This window comes from Hymenobacter daeguensis (genome assembly GCF_054780555.1).
The window spans coordinates 610575-630789 of record NZ_BAAGWC010000001.1; the positions used below are offsets into that span (position 1 = coordinate 610575).

The 20215-nt window shown below is 58.7% G+C and carries 14 protein-coding genes; 9 read left to right on the forward strand and 5 right to left on the reverse strand.

Annotation, left to right across the window (positions count from 1 at the left end):
• Positions 1–394 precede the first annotated feature (394 nt).
• The 8 genes from ACYVHT_RS02660 (at position 395) to ACYVHT_RS02695 (ending at position 14213) form a co-directional block, all read left to right on the forward strand.
• Positions 395–2431, forward strand: coding sequence for a sigma 54-interacting transcriptional regulator (locus ACYVHT_RS02660; RefSeq protein ID WP_460547657.1), 2037 nt, complete (start codon positions 395–397; stop codon positions 2429–2431).
• Between the two features lie 36 nt (positions 2432–2467).
• Positions 2468–4813, forward strand: coding sequence for a sensor histidine kinase (locus ACYVHT_RS02665; RefSeq protein ID WP_460547659.1), 2346 nt, complete (start codon positions 2468–2470; stop codon positions 4811–4813).
• A gap of 276 nt (positions 4814–5089) precedes the next feature.
• Entirely contained in the window at positions 5090–7249 is a 2160-nt protein-coding gene (locus tag ACYVHT_RS02670; protein WP_460547661.1) for a sensor histidine kinase, read from the forward strand.
• 88 nt (positions 7250–7337) lie between these two features.
• Positions 7338–7961, forward strand: coding sequence for a TetR/AcrR family transcriptional regulator (locus tag ACYVHT_RS02675; RefSeq protein WP_460547663.1), 624 nt, complete (start codon positions 7338–7340; stop codon positions 7959–7961).
• Positions 7962–7980: 19 nt separating this feature from the next.
• Positions 7981–9393, forward strand: a complete 1413-nt coding sequence (locus ACYVHT_RS02680) for a TolC family protein (RefSeq protein WP_460547665.1) — start codon at positions 7981–7983, stop codon at positions 9391–9393.
• A 47-nt stretch (positions 9394–9440) separates the two neighbouring features.
• The gene (locus ACYVHT_RS02685) at positions 9441–10547 is read left to right on the forward strand and encodes an efflux RND transporter periplasmic adaptor subunit (RefSeq protein WP_460547667.1); all 1107 of its coding nucleotides are present in this window, start codon (positions 9441–9443) and stop codon (positions 10545–10547) included.
• Positions 10548–10563: 16 nt separating this feature from the next.
• Positions 10564–13653 carry an efflux RND transporter permease subunit gene (locus tag ACYVHT_RS02690; RefSeq protein ID WP_460547669.1) on the forward strand — a complete coding sequence of 1030 codons (3090 nt, stop codon included), beginning with the start codon at positions 10564–10566 and terminating at the stop codon, positions 13651–13653.
• 23 nt (positions 13654–13676) lie between these two features.
• On the forward strand, positions 13677–14213 hold the full coding sequence (locus tag ACYVHT_RS02695) for a DUF1569 domain-containing protein (protein WP_460547672.1): 537 nt from the start codon (positions 13677–13679) through the stop codon (positions 14211–14213).
• A gap of 439 nt (positions 14214–14652) precedes the next feature.
• On the opposite strand, the gene ACYVHT_RS02700 is transcribed toward ACYVHT_RS02695, so the two are convergent.
• From ACYVHT_RS02700 to ACYVHT_RS02710, 3 genes are all read right to left on the reverse strand, one after another.
• Positions 14653–15675, reverse strand: a complete 1023-nt coding sequence (locus tag ACYVHT_RS02700; RefSeq protein ID WP_460547674.1) for an alpha/beta hydrolase — start codon at positions 15673–15675, stop codon at positions 14653–14655.
• 203 nt (positions 15676–15878) lie between these two features.
• A complete protein-coding gene (locus tag ACYVHT_RS02705; protein WP_460547676.1) occupies positions 15879–16631 on the reverse strand; it encodes an MBL fold metallo-hydrolase in 753 nt (250 codons plus the stop codon).
• 124 nt (positions 16632–16755) lie between these two features.
• Entirely contained in the window at positions 16756–17646 is an 891-nt protein-coding gene (locus ACYVHT_RS02710; RefSeq protein WP_460547678.1) for a Rossmann-fold NAD(P)-binding domain-containing protein, read from the reverse strand.
• An 80-nt stretch (positions 17647–17726) separates the two neighbouring features.
• Here ACYVHT_RS02710 and ACYVHT_RS02715 point away from each other — a divergent pair, with 80 nt between their 5' ends.
• On the forward strand, positions 17727–18113 hold the full coding sequence (locus tag ACYVHT_RS02715; RefSeq protein WP_460547680.1) for a winged helix-turn-helix transcriptional regulator: 387 nt from the start codon (positions 17727–17729) through the stop codon (positions 18111–18113).
• Between the two features lie 134 nt (positions 18114–18247).
• On the opposite strand, the gene ACYVHT_RS02720 is transcribed toward ACYVHT_RS02715, so the two are convergent.
• Positions 18248–19051: a helix-turn-helix domain-containing protein gene (locus tag ACYVHT_RS02720; protein WP_460547682.1), complete on the reverse strand. Its 804-nt coding sequence runs from the start codon at positions 19049–19051 to the stop codon at positions 18248–18250.
• Positions 19052–19126: 75 nt separating this feature from the next.
• The gene (locus ACYVHT_RS02725; RefSeq protein WP_460547684.1) at positions 19127–20152 is read right to left on the reverse strand and encodes an SDR family NAD(P)-dependent oxidoreductase; all 1026 of its coding nucleotides are present in this window, start codon (positions 20150–20152) and stop codon (positions 19127–19129) included.
• Positions 20153–20215: the final 63 nt, after the last annotated feature.

The window sequence follows — 20215 nt, forward strand, 5'->3', positions numbered from 1 at the left end:
TTGGATAAGCAGGTCGCGCTGTTTCCACTGCCCAGTCCCGGCACGGCGGCAGCGGATAAGGCTGCGCTACAAGCCTGGCTTGGGCCCTCCAGGCATCATCCAGTTTTTCTGGAGTTCTACCATTATTTCGGGGGTATCAAGCTGGAGCCGGCTCATTACGCACGGCCTACATCTTTCAGGCTGAGCTCGAAAGCCAGAAAATAACCTATTGCTTCGGACTGGCCCCAACTTTGGACGGCACCAAGCCCCCATGCAATCGGGGCTGAAAAGCTTTATAAAGGATTCGGCCCGGTCTTACTTTTAGCAGTATCTTAATTGGTTGGTAGCATCCTGTGCTTGTTGGCCAGTAATGCACGGTTCCGGGTAATGGGTTAAGTGCCCTAAATAGTGACAAATGGAAGCTCTTACTCCCTCAGCGCCAGCCCCTCCCTTCCACTGTCAGGTTCTGATTGTAGAAGATGAGTACGTCATTGCCAACAACCTGCAGCTGATTCTGGAGCAGGCCGGCTATGGGGTTATCGGGATAGCCGATTCCATTGCGGAGGCGCACGCCCTGATGGCCGAAACCCGCCCGGACATGGTGCTGCTCGACATCTACCTAAAACGCAAGGAGCGCGGCCTGGACCTGGCCAAGCACCTGTTCGATGAGCACATTCCCTTCATCTACATTTCGGCCAACGACAACCCGAGCGTGCTCGAAGAAGTGAAGGCCACCTTCCCCAGCGGCTACATTGTCAAGCCCTTTCGGGACCAGGATGTGCTCATGGCCCTCGAAATTGGCCGCTACCGGCACGCCCACGGCGTAGAAATGGCGTTGCGCAAGGAAAAGGTGCTGCAAATAGCCATTACGGAAGCGTTGGCCGGTAGTGATGGGTGGGAAGTGAAGCTGCTGCAGCTCGCCCAACTGCTGCAGGAGCACATTCCATTCGACTTCTTTTCGGTGCGGCACCGCAAAGCCGACGCCGATACCTATTATCGCTACTGCCAGGTCGGATTTCAGGAATATCAGAGCATTTCGCCCGCCGGTTTCCTGCAAATGACGAAGCGGGCCACCGCCCTGCCAGCCGAAGAAACGGCCGCGTCCGACCTCTACAACCACGAAGCGTTCAAAGCGCTGTGCAGGGAGCACGCCCTTGTTCAGCTCACGGCCAAAACGTTTAAACTTAATTCGGCCCTGCTGTTTTCCCTGGCCGCCGGCCAAGGGGAAACCTTTGACATTTCGTTCTTCAGCCGCCAGCCCGACGCGTATCGTTTCGAGCACTCGGTGCTGCTGGACCGCCTGGAACAGCCCATCTTGTTTACGCTCGAACGGGCCTTGGCTTACGACAAGATTGCCCAGCTCAGCGAGCAGCTGCGGCAGGAAAATGCCTACCTGCAGGAAGAGGTCAAGACCTCGGCCAATTTCGAGGAGATTATTGGCACGAGCCCTCCCCTGCTGCAGGTATTCAACCAGGTGACGCAGGTAGCCCCGACGGACACCACCGTGTTGATTTTGGGCGAGAGCGGCACGGGCAAGGAGCTGTTCGCCCGGGCCATCCACAACCTATCGGCCCGCAAAGACAAAATGCTGGTCAAGCTGAACTGCGCCACGCTGCCGGCCACGCTCATCGAGTCCGAGCTGTTCGGCCACGAGCGGGGGGCCTTCACCGGGGCCACCGACAAGCGGGTGGGCAAGTTCGAGTTAGCCAACGGCGGCACCATTTTTCTGGACGAAATCGGGGAGCTGCCGCTGGAGCTGCAAGCCAAGCTGCTGCGCGTGCTGCAGGAAAGGGAAGTGGAGCGCGTGGGGAGCAATACCCCCATCAAAGTAGATGTACGCATTATAGTAGCCACCAATCGCCACATCGAGCAGGAAGTAACCGCCGGGCGCTTCCGGCTGGACCTGTACTTCCGGTTGGCCATCTTCCCCATCCTGCTGCCACCGCTTCGGGACCGGCCCAGCGACATTCCCTCGCTGGCCAGCTTCTTCGCCCAGAAGTCGGCGCGCCGCATGGGCAAGCCTTTCGCGGGCATTCCGGAGGGGATGCTTCAGGAACTCCTGAACTACTCCTGGCCGGGCAATATCCGGGAGCTGGAAAACGTCATCGAGCAGGCCGTGATTATCAACGACGGCAAGTCCCCGCTGTCGTTGGGCCGGCCCTTGTCCAACAATTTGTTTTTGGGGTCTTCGCAAGCTGCCACTGCGGAAGGGCCGACAGTACCGGGCACCGCTCCTAAAGACCTTACGGATGTGCGGCTGATGCAGGAAGAAACCGAGCGCGAATACATCCTCTCCATTCTTCAGCAAACCAACGGCCGCGTGCGCGGCAGTGGCGGCGCGGCCGAACGGCTCAACCTCAAGCCGACCACCCTGGAGTACCGCATGGAAAAATTAGGGATTCGCAAGACCATTGCGGTCAAGCCCACCGCGAGTTCACCAGGAGACAACTAGCAGATTGGCTGCTGGCTTTTGCATTCAGTCATCGGTATGAAATATGCCTTCTCGTTCCTGCTGATGCTTGCCACCTGCTGGACTACGCGCGCGGAACCGCTAACCCCTTTGTTGACGGATGCGCAAGCCAGCAGCTTACGAAAACAGCTTTGGCACAGCCCCGCGAATATTGACAAAGTAGGCGTCCTGCTAGCGTTAGGCAATGATTTGGTTTCCAGGCAAGACGAGTTTGCATCGGGGCTAGATAGCGCTTATGCATACGCCCACCGTGCCAAATCATTGAGCGAAGCTTTAGCCTACAAGAGCGGCATAATAAGAAGCCTCGTTCTGCTTGGACGCATCATGCCCTACCTAAGTCAGGCAGCGCAGGGAAAAACGGTGTTGCACCAAGCGTTGGCACTTAGCCGACAGCAGCACGACAAGCATTCCGAAGCCGAGGCCTGGTATTACCTAGGCTGCTCCTACCGTCCCATTGCCGCTGATATTCCAAAAGGAATCAGTTGCCTACGGAAAGCAATGGAGCTGTACGCATTGACAGCGGAGCGTTCGAAAGAAGCTTACACGCTAAAAACAATTGCTGATATGCACCTCGTGCTCGGCAATTATGCCTTGGCGCGTGAGGAGCTCTTGCAAGCCTTGGCAAAGTATCGCAAGATTCACTATCCTTGGCTGCACTACACCTTTGACTTACTCGTGCCAGTTGATATGAAGCTGGGGCTATACCAGGAGGCGTTGGGATTTCAGCTGGCGGCCATCGAAAGCGCTAAAGCAACTCATGACACGGGCAACTTGGTCTATTTTTACCTAAGAGCAGCGCTCTTATATGCCGAGTTAAATCAAAAAAGGCTCAATCTTGATTTTCAATACAAGGCGCTGGCCTTGGCAGAGAAAAACAAGGTTTTTAAAAACAACCAAAACCCCGTTTATGTAGCCCATACCATCGCGAAAACCCTGGTTGACCAGCACCAGCCGCAGCAAGCCTTGGCGCTTTTTCAAAAAGAATGCCGAGCATTTCCTCCCACGAATGCATACACCCGCTTAATCGCCACGCAAGGATTCGGGCTGTGCTACCTCGCCACGAAACAGTACGCATTGGCCGAGCAATACGCACGACAAGGCGTCCAGCTGGCCGAAGCCAACCGGCAACACAGTACTCAGCTCAGTGCTCAGCAGTACGTATATAAATCCAATCTGCTTCTGAGCAAGGTCTATATGGCCACCCGTCGCTACGATGCTGGCCGCCTGCTGCTCAATAAGGTGCTTTCCTCAAGTAGCCAGTTCGCTAGTGTAAAAGAATTATCAGCCATTCACTTACTGCTTTTCAAAGCCGATTCTGCGCAAGGGCATTTTACGGAAGCCCTCAAAGATTACCAGCACTTCAAAACCCTAAACGATTCCATTTTCAGTGAGCGGAATAGTAAACTGATTGCGGGGCTACAAATTCGCTACGACACTGAAAAGCGCGAGCATCGCCTGGCACTGCTCACCAAAAAAAACGTATTGCAGCAATCACAAATCCGGCAGCGAGAGTTGCAGCGCAACGGCTTTTTGGCAGGAACGCTACTATTGGCTTTGTTGCTGGGCGTGAGCTACAACCGCTACCGGCTCAAGCAGCGCAACAACCAGCTGCTGGAAAAGAAACAGCTCGAAATCAACCAGAAAAACCAGGCCCTGGAACAGGTAGTGAGTGAGAAAGAGCTGCTGCTGGTGGACAAGGACCAACTGTTGGAGGATAAGGAGTGGATGCTGAAGGAGATTCATCACCGGGTGAAAAACAACCTACAGATTATCACCAGCCTGTTGCACTCGCAAACCATTTACCTCACGGACAAAGCAGCGCTTTCGGCCATTCGCGAGAGCCAGAACCGGGTGCAGTCTATGGCCCTTATCCACCAGAAACTCTACCAGGGCACGCAGCTGGCCAGCGTGCCCATGCAGGCCTACGTACTGGAAATTGCGAATTACCTGATTGCCTCCTTTGATAGCCAACGCTTCGTCCGGGCCGAGCTTGCAGTAGCCGACGTGGAGCTGGATGTGTCACTGGCCGTGCCCGTGGGCCTGATTCTCAACGAGGCCATTACCAATTCCCTCAAATACGCCTTTCCAGCCCGGCAGGCCGGCATCATTCGCATAGAGCTCACCCGTTCTGTGAAAACTTACGTGCTTAACATCAGTGACAACGGAGTGGGCTTGCCCGCCGATTTCAACCCCCAGCGCAGCCGAACCCTGGGACTGAGTCTGATTCGGGGCCTGAGCAAGCAGATTGATGGGCGGTTGCGAATTGACGGGCAGCAGGGCGTACGCATCACGTTGGCGTTTGATGACGTAGAGGCCGTGACCCGGGCAAGCCGGCCCGATGCGCGCGTGTTGGCCCAGGACTAGCGAAGTGCATCCGCAAAGCACGCCCTGTTGCCCTGATGTAAGCTAATTTCGGGCATTATTGCATGAGCCAGACAATTGCCGTATCTTAATATAGTCAAGCGCTGCCTTATCCATCCATTGGAGTTGATGGTCAACATGAAACTCCGGCTACTTTTTCTGCTGCTGCTTGGTGCTGGCCCGATAGTGAAAGCTGAGCCATTGGCCCCCCTGTTGGGCCGGGCCTCAGTGGACAGCCTAAAAGCCAGGGTATGGCAATGCCCGCCGGATACAAACCGGGTGAACCTTTTGCTACGGCTAAGCAATGCCCTGGTTACCCGGCGCGAAGAGCTGTTGATGGGTTTGGATAGCGCCTATGCCTACAGCCAGCAGGCCCAGCGCCTGAGCGACGAGTTGCGCTTTGCCAGGGGCAAAATAAACAGCCTGTACATCACCGGCCGTATCCTGCTCTTACTCAACCAGACTACCCAGGGCACTTCCTTGCTGCAGCAAGGCATCGCGCAGAGCGTAGCCCTTCGGGACAAGCACCTGGAAGCAATTGGCTGGTTCTACGCAGGCATTGCCTACCGCGCCAATTCGGGCGACCTGTTCCGCGCCATGGAATGCTTTGCAAAAGCCCGGCGCCTTTACCTGGCGACGCACGACCTGGAAAGGGCGGCGTATCTGCTCAAATGGATTGCCGATATGCACCTCGCCCAGGCGCGCTACGCCCAGGCGCACGACGAGCTGCTGCAGGTGCTGGCCGAGTACCGAAGCATCGGCTACCGCCGCCTGCACTACACCTTTGACCTATTGGTAGCCGTGGACGAGCAAATGGCCAACTACCAGGAGGCTATTCGCTTCGAATTGGCGGCGATTGAAAGCGCGAAGGCAGCGAATGACCTGGTCTATCTGAGCAATTTCTACATGCGGATGGCGGAAATCCACGAAACCCTCCGCCAATATGCCCCCAGCCTGACGTACCGCTACCTGGCATTGGCGCAGATGAAGCGGGAAGAGAAAGCCGCACCGGCCGAAACGTACATGCGTGCCGCCTGCGCCATAGCTAACACGCTCATCAAAATGCATCAGCCGGAGCGGGCAGTGGCTTTGCTGCTGAAAGAGAGCCGGGCCAATCCACCCGTCAACGATGTAACCCGCTACATGCTGGCCGAGGGTTTGGGCAATGGGTACGTAGCGAGCAAGCAGTACGCGCGGGCCGAAAAGGCGGCCCTGCAGGGAGTCGCCCTGGCATCCTCCCTGGCCCGCCAAAACAAAAAATTCGAAATATTCTACCGTCAAATTCAGTACACGTCCTGCGTGTTGCTCGGTCGCATTTACACGGATACCCATCAGTTTGCCAAGGCCCGGTTTTACCTCGATAAAGGCGCGGCCATTGGCAGTCAAACGGCATCGCTGACCGAAAATGCGGGCTTCTACTTATTGCGCTTCAAGGTAGATTCCGCCCAAGGAAATTTATCGGCGGCCATCGCGTACTACCAACGGTACAAAGCGCTGAATGACTCCATCTTCAATACCCGCAGCAGCACGGCGATTGCCAACCTGCGCATGCAGTACAACACCGAAAAGCGGGAGCACAACATGGCCCTGCTCACCAAGCAGAATTTTGTGCAGCGCGCCAGCCTTCGCCAGCGTGAGCTTCAGCGCAATGCCTTGCTGGTCGGCGCGCTGCTGATGACGTTGCTGCTGGGTCTGGGCTACAACCGCTACCGCCTCAAACAGCGCAGCAACCAACAGCTGGAAGCGCAGCAAGATGAAATAAACCAAAAAAACAAATCGCTGGAATTAGCCCTGGAGGACAAGGAATGGATGCTGAAGGAAATTCATCACCGGGTGAAGAACAACCTGCAGATTATCAGCAGCCTGTTGTATTCGCAAAGCAGCTATTTGCAGGATAAGGCGGCGTTATCGGCCATCCGCGAGAGCCAGAACCGGGTGCATTCTATGGCGCTCATTCACCAGAAGCTCTACCAGGGCACGCAGCTGGCCAGTGTGCCCATGCAGGCCTACGTGGCCGAAATTGTCAGCTACCTGATTGCCACTTTTGATTGCCAGGAGTATGTGCAGGCAGAACTGGCAGTGGAAGATGTGGCGCTGGACGTGGCGCTGGCCGTGCCCGTGGGCCTAATTCTGAACGAAGCCATCACCAACTCCCTCAAATACGCCTTCCGAACGCAGGAGCCCGGCATTATCCGCGTAGAGCTCAGCCAGGTTGGGAAGACCTATTACCTGCTAATCAGCGACAACGGCACGGGCTTTCCCGCCGACTTCAACCCCCAGCGCAGCGGAACCCTGGGACTCAACCTGATTCGGGGCCTGAGCAAACAAGTGGATGGCCACTTAAAAATCAGTGGAAACGCGGGGGTGCGAATTGACCTGAATTTCGACGAAATAGAACTGTCGGCCCGGGCTGGGACCGAACAACTGGCAGCGGTTTAAGATGCTTGGAACCGAGGCCCACTTAATTTTGTAGTCAACTGAACACTGTTCACTATATTTGCACTGTATTTATTTCCCTAGCATCACCGTGGGCATCACCGAACGCAAAGAACGCGAAAAAACCGAGCGGCGTCAGGCCATCCTGGCGGCGGCGCAGCACCTGTTCAACGAGCAGGGTTTCGAGAAGGTGAGTATGCGCAACATTGCGGAAGCCATTGAGTACAGCCCCGCCACCATCTACCTGTACTTCAAAGACAAAAACGAGCTGTTGTTTGCCCTGCAAAACCAGGCTTTCGGACAGCTAAAACACGCTTTTGATTCGGTATTCGACATCGAGCCTCCTGCCGAGCGCCTCAAAGCTATTGGTCATCAGTACCTGCAGTTCGCGTTTGAGCACCCTGAGCTGTTCGAGCTGATGTTTATCATGAATGGCCCCATGGAAGCAGTGCAAGCGCGGGGCGAAGCCGAGCCCTGGGCCAGCGGCCGGGCCGCCTTCGACCGGGTAGTGCAGGTGATGCAGCAGGGTATGGAGGCCGGCGTGTTTCACTGCAACGATGCCGAAACGGCCGCCCTGATGGTGTGGAGCCAGGTGCACGGCCTGGCCGCCCTGTTTTTGCGCAAGCGCCTGATGATATTTTCCGAGCAGCGCCGCCTCTCCATAATGGACGAGGCCATGGACTTGTTTAACAAAGTGCTTCAGTACGGGCTTTGACCCTTTTTTTGCTCCTAACATGAACACTGTAAACTTATTTATCGGTGGTAACATTGGCTTGCAACGGGTAGCCTTGGGCGTTGCCTTGGCGGGCATTTGGGCAACTCAACCAGCCGCCGCCCAGCTCACCAACCACACCCTGCAAGGCTACGTGGAAATGGGCCTGACCCAGAACGTGGCCCTCCGCCGTGAGGGCATTGCCGTGGCCACTGCCACCCAGCAGGTGCGCCAGACCAGCGGGCTTTTTCAGCCGCTGGTGCAGTTGGGAGCGACTTACTCGCTGGCTAACGGTGGGCGCACCATCGACCTGCCCGTGGGCGACCTGGTGAACCCGGTGTACAGCACCCTGAACACGCTGACCGGCACCAACCGGTTTCCGCAGATTGCCAACGTATCGACGCAGCTGCTGCCCAATAACTTCCAGGAAACCAAGGTCCGCATCATTCAGCCGCTGTTCAACACGGATATATACTTCAATTACAAGGCCCAGAAGGAGCTCTTGACCGCCCAGCAGGCCCGGCAGGCAGCCTACCGCAACACCCTGCGCCACCAGATTGAAGTGGCCTACTACCAGTACCTGCAGGCGGGCGCGGCCGTGGCCATCTACCGCACCACCACCCACACCCTGGCTGAGTTGCTGCGCGTGAACCAGGCCCGCCTGAACGCCGGCCTTACCACTAACGACGCGGTGTACAATACCAAAGCCCAGCTCGCCGGCAACCAGCGCGACCTGGCCACGGCCATTAACCGCCGTCAGCTGGCCCGTACCAATTTCAACTACCTGCTCAACCGGCCCCTCGACGACAGCATTGCCGTGGAAGAGCCCTCCGGCACTACCCTGACGGCACCGGAGGGCGCCAGCCTGAGCGCCTACCGCACGACTTCCCTGGCGCAGCGGCCGGAGCTGGAGCAAGTAGCACACGCCGAGGCCGCCCGCGCCTTCGGCCTGCGCCAACGCCGGGCCGGGCGGCTTTATCCGCAGCTGAATTGGGTGACGGACCTGGGCTACCAGGGCTACGGCTACCATTTTGACGTGCCGCAGCAGCGGTTTCAGTTTATGCAGTTCGCACTGAGCTGGGACCTGTTTCGGGGCGGCATCAAGCGGGGCGAGGAGCAGCTGGCCCGCCTGGCGCTGGACGATGTGCAGGCCCAGCGCGCCGACCTCGTGCAGCAATTGCAGCTGCAGGTCACCCAAGCCTACGACAACCTCGCCTCGGCCCGCGAGGCCAGCGAAGCCGCCCTAGCGGCCCAGCTCAACGCGGAGAAAAGCTACGCCATCGTGCGCCGCCGCTACGTCGAGGGCCAGGCCATCGTGCTCGAATTACTCGATGCCACCGCCCGCCAAACCAACGCGCAGCTCGCCCGGGTCATTGCGGGCTACGACGTCTTCATCCGCGAAGCCGAGCTGCGGCAGGCCATGGCTGCCGAGTAGGCGGCCGCTTTCTTTTTCGCTGTCATTTCAATTACTGGTTTTGCGTCATGAATAAGCCCGGTTTTTCTTTCCCTTTGCTCGCGGCCGTGGCGCTGGCGGGCACCTTGCTCGGCGGCTGTAAAAAGCCCCGGCCCGCGGCCACCGAAGCGGCGGCCACCGACAACGTCGCCGTGACCCTGGCGCCAGTGCAAACGCAGCAGCTGGCCCAGCCCATTACCGCCTCGGGGCGGCTGAGTAGCGAAACCGAGGCCCGGCTCTCCTTCAAAACCGGGGGCCTCGTGCGCCGCGTGCTGGTGAAAGAAGGCGATTATGTGCGGCAGGGCCAACTATTAGCCGCTCTCGACCTGACCGAAATCAGCGCCCAGGTGGCCCAGGCCGAGCAGAACCAGACCAAGGCCCGCCGCGACCTGGACCGCTTCAGCCGCCTGCTGGCCGACAGCGCCGCCCCGCGCGAGGCCGTGGAAAACCTGCGCACCGCCTACGCCGTGGCCCAGGAGCAAGCCCGCATTGCGCGCTTCAACCAGCAATTTTCCGAAATCCGCGCGCCGGTGGCCGGGCGCATCGTGCGCAAGCTGCTCAACGAAGGCGAACTGGCCGCGCCCGGCACGCCGGTCCTGTTTATGAACGCCACGGCCGGCAACGACACCTGGATGCTGCAGGCAGGCGTGGCCGATAAGGACTGGGCCCGGCTGCACGTGGGCGACCCGGCCACCGTGCGCCTCGATGCCTACCCCGGCCGCGACTTTATGGGTCGGGTGAAACGCCTGGCGGCCGGAGCCGACCCGGCCAGCGGGACCTGGCAGATTGACATCCAGGTCCGGCCCGAGGCCGGCGCCGCCCTGGCCAGCGGGCTGTTTGCCCGCGCTACGCTCCACCCGCAGCAGCAGGCCACCTACCACATTATCCCGGCGGAGGCGCTGGTGGAAGGCGAAGGTGAAAATGCCTTCGTGTTCGCGCCGGCCGGGCGCGGCGGACGGGTGCGCAAGCTGCCCATTCGGGTAGCTTTTGTGGAAGGCGCGCAGGTGTACGTGCGCGCCGGCCTCGACTCGGTGGCCCAGGTCGTGACCAAGGGGGCGGGCTTCCTCACGGAATACTCCACCATTCAGGTGCAGCCGGCCGCTGGCCACGCCGAACCGCTGACTACCCGCAACTAACCTTCAAGTATTGGTCATGCGTCGCTTTATCGAATTTTTCGTTCAGAACCGCTCATTCACGCTCATTCTGTTCGTGGCCCTGCTGGCGGCGGGGTTGCAGTCCCTGCTCACCATGCCCCGCGGCGAAGACCCGGAGGTGAATTTTCCCACCTTCACGGTGGTAGCCGTGTACCCCGGCGCCTCGCCCGCCGACCTGGAAAACGACGTGGTGCAGCCGCTGGAAAAGCGGTTCAATGAGCTCGAAAACGTCAAGAAAGTCAACTCCACGGCTGATGACGGACTGGCCATCGTGAAGGTGGAATATGACTTCTCGGTAGACCCCGAAGACAAGTACCAGGAGATGGTGCGCGAGGTGAATGCCGCCCGCCCGGAGCTGCCCGCCAGCCTGCAGCGCCTGGAAGTGAAGCGGTTTCAGTCGTCGGACGTCAACGTGTACCAGTACATGCTGCTGGGTCCGAATGCCTCGTACCAGGACCTGGAATTCTGGGCCGAAAAGCTCCAGGACCAGCTGGAGCAGCGCGTGGCAGGCTTCAAGAAGGTGGAAATCTGGGGCTACCCCCAGCGCGAAGTCCGCGTAGCCCTGAACCTGGAAAAACTGGCCCAGCAGAACATTCCGCCCGCTGCCGTGCTCGGCGCCCTGCAAAGCGAGAACCTCAACATTCCCGGCGGGAGCGTGGAAGTGGGCAGCCGGCGCTTCAACCTGAAAACCAGCGGCGACCTGCGCACGCTCGCCGAGATTGAAAGCGTGGTGGTCTATGCCAGGGGCGGCAAAATCATCCTGCTCCGCGACGTGGCCGACGTGCGCTTTGGCTACGCCGAGGCCCGCCACATCACCCGCCTCAACGGGGTGCGCGGGGTGATGATAACGGCTTCCCAGAAGCCTGGCCAGAACATCACCAACCTCGAAAAGCAGGCCGGCCCGGTGGTAGCGGCCTTCCAAAAAACGCTGCCGGCCAATATGAAACTGGTGACCACGTTCGACCAGGCCGCCAGCGTCAAGCATCGGCTGGCGCGGCTGGGCAAGGACTTTACCCTGGCCATTCTGCTCGTGAGCCTGACGCTGCTGCCGCTAGGTTGGCGCTCGGCGCTGGTGGTCATGATTTCCATCCCGCTCTCGCTCAGCATTGGCCTGTTTCTGCTTAATGCCCTGGGCTTTACCATCAACCAGCTCAGCATCGTGGGGCTGATTGTCGCCCTGGGCATTCTGGTGGATGACGCCATTGTAGTGGTCGAAAACATCGAGCGGATGCTGCGCACGGGCCTCAGCCGCACGCAGGCCGTGATTGAGGCCACCGCGCAGCTGGCCCTGCCCGTCATCGGCGTCACGGTCACGCTCATCATCGCCTTCGTGCCCCTGCTCCGGCTGCCGGGCTCGCCGGGGGCCTTTATCCGGGGGCTGCCCACGGCCGTGGTAACGGCAGTGGCCGCCTCGCTGGTGGTTTCGCTCACCATCGTGCCGTTTCTGGCGTCGGGCCTGCTGCGGGAATCGGACAACCCGGAAGGCAATTTCCTGCTGCGGGGGCTGCACCGGGGCGTAGATGCCACCTACGGGCGGCTGATGCACTGGGCGCTGGGGCATCCCAAAGCGTCCTTGCTCGTGGCCTTCGGGCTGGTGGGCCTGGGCCTGGGGGTAGCCGTGCCGCGCATGGGGTTCAGCCTGTTTCCCAAGGCCGAAAAGCCGCAGTTCCTGGTGAACGTGGAGATGCCCAACTCGGCGGGCATCCCCGAAACGGACCGCGTGACCCGCGACGTGGAGCGGGTGCTGGCCCGGCATTCGGCCGATATCATTCACTACACCACCAACGTAGGCAAAGGCCAGCCCAGCATTTACTACAACGTGCCCCAGCGCAACGAGCAGCCCAATTTTGCCCAGATTTTCGTGCAGTGCCGGGCCGAAACCTGGGAGGAGAAAAATGCGCTGGTGCAGCGCCTGCGGCGCGAGCTGGCTACGTATCCCAACGCCCGCGTCGAGGTCAAAGACTTTGAGCAGGGCCCCCCACTAGAAGCGCCGGTGGCGGTGCGGATATTTGGCGACAACCTCGATACGCTGCGGCGGCTCTCGATGCAGGTGGAGCAGGAGCTGCGCGCCGTGCCGGGCACTACCTACTTCTACAACCCGGTGGCCAACCGCGCTACCGACTTGAAAGTGGACATCAACAAGGAAAAAGCGGGTCTGCTGGGCGTGGCCACCGCCGACATCGACCGCACCGTGCGCCTGGCCGTGGCGGGCCTGCCCGCCGCCGAGCTCACCCAGGGCAACGGCCAGGACAAGCTGCCCGTGACCGTGACGCTGGCCCGCCCCGGCGGCTTCCAGCAGTTGGCCGTGCTCGACCGCCTGTACGTGCCCGCCGCCACCGGCCGGGTAGTGCCCCTGCGCGAGGTGGCCGACGTGCGTCTGCAAACCGCCGCGCCCGCCATCCGCCACCTCGACCAGGCCCGCTACACCACCGTCAACGCCTTCGCCAAAGACGGCTACCTCTACGCCACGCTGCAAAAAGCGGCCGCCAAGCGCCTGGATAAGCTGAAGTTTCCGGCGGGCTACTACTACAAGATGGCTGGCGAGCAGGAAAACAAGGACGACGCCCTGGAAGGCTTTGGCACCACCATTCTGCTCTCGTCCTTCGCCTTTGTGCTGGTGTTGGTGCTGGAGTTTGGCTCGCTGAAAAGCACGCTGATTGTGCTGTCGGTGGTGCCGCTGGGCGCGGTGGGTGGGGTGCTGGCGCTGCACCTGGCGGGCTACCCGTTTTCCTTCACCGCCATCATCGGCTTCGTGGCCCTCATCGGCATCGAAATCAAGAATTCCATTCTGCTGGTCGACTACACCAATCAGCTGCGCGCGCAAGGCCTGCCGCTGCAGCAGGCCATTGAGGAAGCCGGTGAAACCCGCTTCATTCCCATCCTGATGACGACGCTCACGGCCATCGGCGGACTGGTGCCGCTGATTCTGGAAACGGCCCCCCTCTACACGCCGCTGGCCTGGGTGCTGGTGGGCGGCCTGAGTTCCTCGCTGCTGCTCTCGCGCATCGTCACGCCGGTGCTCTACAAGCTGCTGCCGCCGGACGTGGCGGTACTCCCCGCCCCGGCGCCGACGCTAGCCACTGCCTAAACCTACTTTCACTCCCTTTCATTATGCCCGACCTCCTGCCTGGCTTTCCTTATTCCGAAGCCGAAACTGTTGCCTTCTTGCAGCGCGATGTGCCGACCCTGCTCGCACGCCTCGACCCAACTCAGGCCCCTATCTGGGGCCAGATGACGGCCCAGCACATGGTGGAGCACCTGGCCGGCGCGGTGCGCCTTTCCATGGGCCGCTACGGTTTGCCCGTCCCGCCGCCCAGCCCGCGCCTTGCCCACATGCAAGCCTATTTGCAGGAAAATGCCCCTTTCACTATCAGCCCCAGCAACCCCGCCACGGCGCGCCCGCCGGGGCCTCTGCAACTGCCGTCGTTGCCGGCGGCCGTCACCGCGGCGCTCCTGAATCTGGACGATTTTTTTGCGCAGTACGCCCAGCAGCCAGCCGCTACGGCCGTGCACCCGGCCTTTGGCAACCTGAATTATCGGCAGTGGCTGGTGTTCCATTTCAAGCATTTCCACCACCACTTGCGGCAGTTTGGCCTGTTGCCTGATAGTCTGCTACCTCGTCCCGTTAGCACCCTGCAACGCAATTAAGGTAATGATGCTTTGTGTCGAACCAAGAAATTGGCCAGAAAACCCGCAAACGGGTTTAGTAGCATAGTCAATTACTAATCAGTCAGTTACACAAATTCATGCTGTTGTCACCGTTTTCTGCGTTTCGCTACGGATTAGGCAAGTTGCTGCATCGGTTGCTGACCGTGCTGCTACGAAAGACGGGATTGGGCTATGCCCAAGGCACGTGGCCCCTCCCCCACTGGCCCCAGCCAAGCAGAAAGCCATTGCCCTGATTCTGGCAGAAGGCCTATCCATGAACCAAGTCAGCAGGCCGTTAGGTGTGGCCTATGGCACGGTCTACAATTACGCCCAGAAGCAGAAAAGGGCTTAGCGTATAAATCCGCTCTTTAGAACTTCTTTTTGCATAAGGGCGAAGGTATCCGCTCAGTCCTACTGCCGCACCCCGGCAAGGGGGGCGCTAGCTGCCCTCGCCGAGGTACTTCCGCAGTTCCGCCGCCGCGTGCAAAAACAAGGACTTAACCGCCGGCACGTGGGCCAGGCCATTGAGCAGGCCAAAATCGTGAATCATGCCATTGTAGCGGATGGTGGTGGCGGGCACCCCGGCCGCGCTCAGCTTGCGGCCGTAGGCCTCGCCCTCGTCGCGCAGCACGTCATTTTCGGCCACCTGAATGAGGGCGGGCGGCAGGTCGCGCAACTCCTCCACGGTGGCTTGCAGCGGCGAGGCGTAAATCTGCTTCCGCTGAGCGGGGTCGGCAATATACATATCGTACATCCACTTCATGAGCGGGGTGGTCAGGAACCGGTCCTGGCCATAGCGCTGGTACGATTCCGTGTCAAAATCAGCGTCTACGATGGGCCAGAGCAGGATTTGCAGCTTGATGTGCGGGCCGCCTTTCGCCTTGGCTTGCAAGGTGGTGACGGCCGTCATGTTGCCGCCCACGCTGTTGCCCACCACCGCCAGGTTATGGCCGTCCACGTCGATTTCGCCCCCGTTTTCCGCCACCCATTTGGTGGCGGCATAGATTTCGTGAATGGCCTGCGGAAACGGCGCGTCCGGCGTCGGGGTGTAGTTTACAAACACCGCCGCAAAGCACGAAAGCACCACCAAATCGCGCACCATGCGCTGGTGGGTGGGGAAGTCGCCCAACACCCAGCCGCCGCCGTGGATGAAAATAAACACCGGCAACACGGTACCGGCCGTACCGGCAGGGCGCACGATGTGCAGCGGCACGGTGTAGCCGTCCTGCTCGATGGTTTTCTGGCTTACTTCGATACCCGACAAGTCCACGTCGACCGAAGCCTGTGCACCGACCAACACCTGGCGCGCGTCCAGGGGCGGCAGGGTTTCCAGGCCGGGGCCGCCCGTGTTCAAGGTCTTGAGGAATGAGATGACCTGCGGGTCAAGGTGCGGGTCGGTGGCGAAGGGTTGTGGGCTCCGCGCGGGCTGTTCTTCAACAACCGAGAATTCTGCGTTCTTCATGGGGGCAGGCTGAATAAGTGAGGGGGGTAAAAGTGAGGCGTGGGGTACCCGACGGCTCTTGTTGTCGGCAATAGCTGACTTCGTGGAGGCAACAACACGCTCTTGCGTACTGTGACGCGGCAAGCGGCCTACCAGGAATTTCTGCGCGCGCGCGCGGGCTGTCTTAACTCCCCGCAGGGTTATAATGCCGAGATGCTGCGCCCCTACAAGTCAATGGTTTCTCCGTCTTTCAGCCGGCGGATGGCAACTTGCTGCTGGTTGCCTGCCTCGTCAAGGGCGGACTCGATGGCCGGAAACTGCTGGTACACCGGGGGATTGTCAAACTGCGCGTAGTGCATGGGCACCAACGCCGGGGCGCCCAACAGGCGGGTGGCGGTGACGGCCTGCGCCGGGGTCATGGTGCCGAATATGCCGCTCGCCGGGTTCACGCCTGGCACGGCGCCCACCACCCCGTTAACCGGGAGAAAAGCCACGTCCAGGGGGCCGAACCGTTGGGCGATGTTCCACCAGTAGCCGTGCCAGTTGGTGTCCCCGCCGTGCAGGATGGTGTGCTGTCCGTCGCTGACCACGTACGACACCTGCTCATCGCCAATCCAGTCGACGGCGGGGACCGCCGTAATACGGAAGTCGCCCACGGCGAACGTTTCGTAGAGGTCGGGGCAGTACGCAGTGAGCCCCATGGCCAGGGCCGCGCCGTGGACCGGCCCCGGGCCCCAGAGCTCGCCTCCGTTTTTCAGGAGTTCCCCCAAATAGGGTTGGTCGAAATGGTCCGGGTGAATGTGCGTAACGAGTACGTTCGCTGGTCCGAATTTAGGCGCCGGAATGGGCAGAACAGGAAATTTAGGTGGCCCAAGAAAAGCCGCCAAGTGGGCTACGTTTTGCAGCGGGTCGATGTACAGCGTTGTCGAAGGACTTTCCAGCAGCAGGCCGGCCCAGGATAAGCGGGTAATTTTCATGACTGTTTGTGTAATAACACGAATTCAGGTTGGTCGGCGGCGGAATAATAGCGGGGGTCGGTATGCACCAGGTCCAGTTTTTCCATAACGGGCGGGGCGGCTTCTTTTCGGCCGGGAGCGGCGTCTAGGATTGGGCCTGGTAAACGGCGGCGAATTCCTGCGCAAAGTCCGCTAGCGGAATGCCGCCTTCGATGGCCGGCCGCTGGTCCTCAAAATCCTGGAACAGCATGCCGCTGCCAATGGCCTGACCTAATTCCACGTAGGTGCCGGCAATGGCAGGAGACATCCCGGCCGCCGTCATCCCGGCGTACGTGTCCGCGTCGCTGAACTGGACCCAGGGCAACGTCGGCTGGCCAATGGCGTTGCCCAGCACGTGTGCCGCCTCGGCGGCCCGGCATACTTCGCTCGCCACGTAGCGGTAGCGCGGGCCGGGGCCCACGCGTTGCAGTTCCTGCGCTGCCGCGGCCGCAATGTCGCGCGGGTGCGCTAGCACTAAGTTGGTTTGGCCGCCATAGTTATTGCCCATGAGGCCCTGGCGGCGAATCAGCGGAATGTCAAAGAGGAAGTTGACGTAGAATATGCCGGGCCGCAAATGGGTGACCGTAACCCCGTCGAGCGTGTCGAGCGCCTGCTCGACGTCGTAGAGGCCGGCAATCGGGCCGGTGCCGCCGCTCAGGTGGGCCCCCACGCTGCTTAGGTTGACAACCTGCCGCACGCCGGCCGCCTGAATGGCGGCCCGGTAGCCCTCCCCGGTTCGAGCGATGTAGGCCCGGTAATCAGGCACGCTCCAGTTGGGCGGCACCATGGTGTACACGGCATCGGCGCCCCGAAAAGTTTCCGTTAAGAAAGCGGCATCCGCCACCGAGCCGATGGCGGCCGTGGCGCCCAGTGCTTCAATGGCCGGAGCCTTGCGGGGGTCGCTGCTGATAACGGTCACAGAATGGCCGTGGTGTAACAGCAAATCGGCCAACGGGCGGCCAATGTTACCCAGCGAGCCGGTGAGGGTAATGTTCATGAGGGCGGTTAGTTTAATTGAGCTGCAAAACCATTTTTACACTTACTTTCTAACAAGCACCTACCCCAAAGTAAGCAGCCATGACCAGCATTAAAGAAGCGTCCACGCGCAACCAGAACAACGGCATTTCCGAATCGAACTGCCCCATTACGTATGTCATGAACAAGATTGGTGGGCATTGGAAACCCATCATCCTGTACTACTTAACCGTTAGCCCGAAACGCTACAGCGAAATCAAGCGAGCCATTCCCGCCATTACCGAGAAAATGCTAGTACAGCACCTCAAACAGTTGCAAGCCGACGAGTTGATTCTGCGCACGGTGGAGCAGGTGATGCCACCGGTGACGGTCTACAGCCTGACTCCGGCCGGCAAGGCGCTGGAGCCGGTCTTGCTGGGCATGGCCGCCTGGGCGATGCAGGTCAGCAATCAGTTTGAGAATCTGCGCGAAGCCGATACTCACCACTGAAGGGGACACGCGCTCGACCCAGCGGCCACAGCAAACTGTGTATAGTATGTTAACCTTTAGCCTGTTTATAAAAATCAATTCTTATAAACAGATGCGCCTAATACAAAACTTATTCACTAAGCGCACCAGATTTACTATATCAGTTCTGTTGGTGTATAGCCGAAATGCTTTTTGAAGGCAAAAGAAAAGTGTGAAAGATTTTCAAACCCTACTTCCAGATACACATCGATTGGCTTCTGTTTTTTCTCACCCAACAGGTGGTGGGCCAGCGCTAACCTTTTTTGAATAATCCATTTTTGCGGAGTAGTGTCGAACGCCTTTTTGAAGTCGCGCTTAAATGTGGTCAAACTCCTTCCAGTCAAATAGCCAAACTTTTCCATGGTCATGTTAAACATATAATTATGCTCCATGAAATCGACTAGATTGATTTTGATAGGCTGAGAAAAATCTGCCAGCAGATTATCTATGTTCTTGTCAATGGTGCGAAGGATGGCTATTGCCTCCGCTATTTTTATAGAAATGACTCTTTCCGGCAGTTCACTTTCTAAATCAAAATAAGGAATCAGCGAAGCAAAAAAACTCTCTAACAAGGGATGCTTCTCAAACATTTTGATTTTAGGAGCAGGCGCGTCGGTCAGATTAATCGGATTATTGCTGTAAAATTCTTTCAGTCTTGCTGGCGTAAAAAATATCACCACTGCTTTATAAGGTTGGCCGTTCTTTGGACTTTTAATGAGAGTAGACAGGCGATTGCAAGGAAATAGCAAGGTGTCCCCCGGACCAAAGGTGTATGTTTTATCGGCCTGTACCACTTTCATTTCACCCGATACGACGCGGGCAAATGAATGGTGCTCCAATGCAATTTCCTCTTTGAAGTATTTCTCCTCTATGCAAGACAATAGAATTTCAGCGTATTTACTTTGCTCTTTCCCTGCCATAAGATTATATTTTCACGCTGCGAGTAATGAGATTCCGGTAAATGCACCTTTTTATTCTTATCAAACAATTACTGGTTAAATAGTGAAATTCACACCGGTCAACTGCTCACTCATTACCCAAAGCTTCTTGGCGGCCTCTTCTTCCAAGGCATAAGGCAGGACATCCTTCATCAGTTGTGTGTCGCTCGTGCCCTCTTGCGACTCATTCGCTTGCGAGTTATCCAATTCGGCAATGTCGGCATTTTCGCAATAGACCCCGCCGAGTGCATTCAGTTGCGGACTGGTGGCGCACCAAACCGTTGTGGAAGCTCCTTGCGCGAGTGATTTCAACCCCTTGGAAGGGTCGTTAATAACCTGACCACTTTCATCAAAAACGCCATAGCTCACCAAGTCCTCGTGTGGAACATTTCGGCTCAATTCGCTTTCTGAGATGATGCCCGGGTGCAGCGAATACGCGCGGACACTCACGCTTTTCCCGCGGTTATCTAATTCCAGAGAAAATAAAATGCTGGCGGTTTTGGATTGGCCGTAGGCCGCGAAGGAATCGAATTCTCGGTTAAGAAAATTGGGGTCGTCGAATACAAAAGGCGAAAAGTGGTGTCCCCACGAGGAAACATTTACCACTCGGGCGCCACCGGCTTTTGCCAATGCACCCCACAGCCTGGCGGCCAGGTGAAAATGCCCCAGGTAATTGGTGGAAAGCTGCGATTCGTAGCCGCGCTCGTCCCGCTGCAACGGCACCCACATAATCCCGGCGTTGTTGATGAGCAAATGCAAGGGCCGCCCCGAAGCCAGGAATTTATCCGCGAAAGCGTCAATGGATTGGGGGTTCATCAACTCCATCGCGTCGAGTTCCACGTTAGCAATTCCGGCCAGGCTCTTACTTGCTTTTTCCAGGTTTCTGGCCGGGACAATAACGGTAGCGCCGGCCGCCGCCAATGCCTTTACCGTTTCCAGGCCAATGCCGGCATATCCTCCGGTTACAATGGCCGTTTTGCCCGTCAGGTCAATTCCGCTGATTACCTCAGCAGCGGTAGATGCCGCCCCAAACCCGGAGCCGATTGCGTGCTGCAACGCACCTCCATAATTATTCTGCTCCATCGTTAGTATAGTCCTGTGTGAGAGGGATTTTACGTAGCCTGTCGAACAGCAGAACGGCAAGCA

Coding starts and splice junctions, on each gene's coding strand:
- ACYVHT_RS02660 (WP_460547657.1), top strand. CDS start 395: ATGGAAGCTCTTACTCCCTCAGCGCCAGCCCCTCCCTTCCACTGTCAG.
- ACYVHT_RS02665 (WP_460547659.1), top strand. CDS start 2,468: ATGAAATATGCCTTCTCGTTCCTGCTGATGCTTGCCACCTGCTGGACT.
- ACYVHT_RS02680 (WP_460547665.1), top strand. CDS start 7,981: ATGAACACTGTAAACTTATTTATCGGTGGTAACATTGGCTTGCAACGG.
- ACYVHT_RS02685 (WP_460547667.1), top strand. CDS start 9,441: ATGAATAAGCCCGGTTTTTCTTTCCCTTTGCTCGCGGCCGTGGCGCTG.
- ACYVHT_RS02690 (WP_460547669.1), top strand. CDS start 10,564: ATGCGTCGCTTTATCGAATTTTTCGTTCAGAACCGCTCATTCACGCTC.
- ACYVHT_RS02695 (WP_460547672.1), top strand. CDS start 13,677: ATGCCCGACCTCCTGCCTGGCTTTCCTTATTCCGAAGCCGAAACTGTT.
- ACYVHT_RS02700 (WP_460547674.1), bottom strand. CDS start 15,675: ATGAAGAACGCAGAATTCTCGGTTGTTGAAGAACAGCCCGCGCGGAGC.
- ACYVHT_RS02705 (WP_460547676.1), bottom strand. CDS start 16,631: ATGAAAATTACCCGCTTATCCTGGGCCGGCCTGCTGCTGGAAAGTCCT.
- ACYVHT_RS02710 (WP_460547678.1), bottom strand. CDS start 17,646: ATGAACATTACCCTCACCGGCTCGCTGGGTAACATTGGCCGCCCGTTG.
- ACYVHT_RS02715 (WP_460547680.1), top strand. CDS start 17,727: ATGACCAGCATTAAAGAAGCGTCCACGCGCAACCAGAACAACGGCATT.
- ACYVHT_RS02720 (WP_460547682.1), bottom strand. CDS start 19,051: ATGGCAGGGAAAGAGCAAAGTAAATACGCTGAAATTCTATTGTCTTGC.
- ACYVHT_RS02725 (WP_460547684.1), bottom strand. CDS start 20,152: ATGGAGCAGAATAATTATGGAGGTGCGTTGCAGCACGCAATCGGCTCC.